An 809-nucleotide genomic window follows, 5' to 3' on the forward strand; every position below is an offset into this window, starting at 1 on the left:
GCCCGACTTATTACGTGACGAAATTCGCTTTACTCGCTTTAAGGCTGGTAAATACAACCATTGGTCATCCGCACCAATGGTATGAGAATGGTTGAGAAAAGCCGTGCCCGTGACATCCCGAGGCTGGTCAAAAATGGTCAGCCCTTTGTCGCCATCCCCTTCAACTTCGAGAGATTTCAATCGCATAAGGCGCGTACTACTTTCTCCTTGTGCGTTCTTTAAAATCATCTCCATGGTTGCGATAGAGTCGCCCCAACCTTCATCTCTTGCTTTTCGCTCCTGGGCAATTTCCAGCCCTTTTTCTTCATTCGCATAAGTGAATGGCGATGCAACTAGCGAAGCCGACAACATCAAAACTTGCAATACGTGGTTCATTTTTTTCATGGTTCAATTCCTTTTAATTCTGAGTTATGACTGAGTTGCCGTGATGGTGGACGACGCTTTCAAGCGCGCGTTATCAGACGGACTTTCTTGTAAGTACGCTTTTTTATCGAATAGCATTAGTAAGGTTGGGAGGAATAAGAAGTCCACAACCAAAGCGATGAAGATAACAATGGCGCTGAGCTGCCCCATATCCGCATTCAGCCTGAAGCTAGACATTGCCAATACAGAAAAACCTGCCACTAAAACTACCGTAGTGATCCACAGTGCGCGACCAACGGTATGAAACGCGTAACGAACGGCTTGCTCTGCAGTTTGCCCCTCGCGGCGCGCTCTTTGATATTTGGAAAGGAAGTGAACGGCATCATCGACCACAATCCCAAGCGTCAATGTCACAACAACGGATAAGCCGAGGTTGATTTCACCCG

2 protein-coding genes are annotated in these 809 nt (G+C 47.2%); both read right to left on the reverse strand.

The annotated features are described in order from the left end of the window. A partial coding sequence (locus tag R7040_RS25730) for an outer membrane lipoprotein-sorting protein (RefSeq protein WP_318097467.1) occupies nt 1-384 on the reverse strand: 384 nt, incomplete at its 3' end. A 24-nt stretch (nt 385-408) separates the two neighbouring features. Continuing rightward, nucleotides 409-809, reverse strand: a 401-nt coding sequence (locus R7040_RS25735; RefSeq protein WP_318097468.1) for an MMPL family transporter, incomplete at its 5' end; no start/stop codon positions are given.

The sequence above is a fragment of the Vibrio sp. 1069 genome (assembly GCF_033340555.1).